Raw genomic sequence first — 654 nt, forward strand, 5'->3', positions numbered from 1 at the left:
AGATGCCCAGGCAGAGGTATTTGATTTCCAGGTAATCTTCGATGCCGTACTTGGAGCCTTCACGGCCCAGGCCCGAGGCCTTGATGCCGCCGAACGGCGCGACTTCGTTGGAGATCAAGCCGGTGTTGACGCCGACCATACCGTATTCCAGAGCTTCTGCCACACGGAACACACGACCCAGGTCGCGAGCATAGAAGTACGAGGCCAGGCCGAATTCGGTGTCGTTCGACATCGCGATCACATCGGCTTCATCTTTGAAGCGGAACAGCGGCGCCAGTGGGCCGAAGGTTTCTTCCTTGGCCACGGCCGCGTTGTTCGGCACGTTGGTCAGAATAGTCGGCTCGAAGAAGTTACCTTCCATCGACTTGCCACCGGACAGCACAGTAGCGCCTTTGGCAACGGCGTCAGCAATGTGCTCTTGCACCTTGGCCACGGCTTTTTCGTCGATCAGCGGACCGGTGGTGGTGCCGTCTTCCAGACCGTTACCGATCTTCAGCTTGGCTACTGCCACTTTCAGCTTCTCGGCGAACGCATCGTAGACCGAATCCTGGATGTACAGACGGTTGGCGCAAACGCAGGTCTGGCCGTTGTTGCGGTATTTGGAAATGATCGCGCCTTCGACGGCCTTATCCAGGTCCGCGTCGTCGAACACGA

1 protein-coding gene is annotated in these 654 nt (G+C 58.1%); it reads right to left on the reverse strand.

What is annotated here, in order from left to right; all coding sequences use genetic code 11:
• A partial coding sequence (locus D8U18_RS09180) for an aldehyde dehydrogenase family protein (protein ID WP_131107477.1) occupies positions 1 to 654 on the reverse strand: 654 nt, incomplete at both ends.

The sequence above is a fragment of the Pseudomonas sp. Sample_10 genome (assembly GCF_004321495.1).
Classification (GTDB): domain Bacteria; phylum Pseudomonadota; class Gammaproteobacteria; order Pseudomonadales; family Pseudomonadaceae; genus Aquipseudomonas.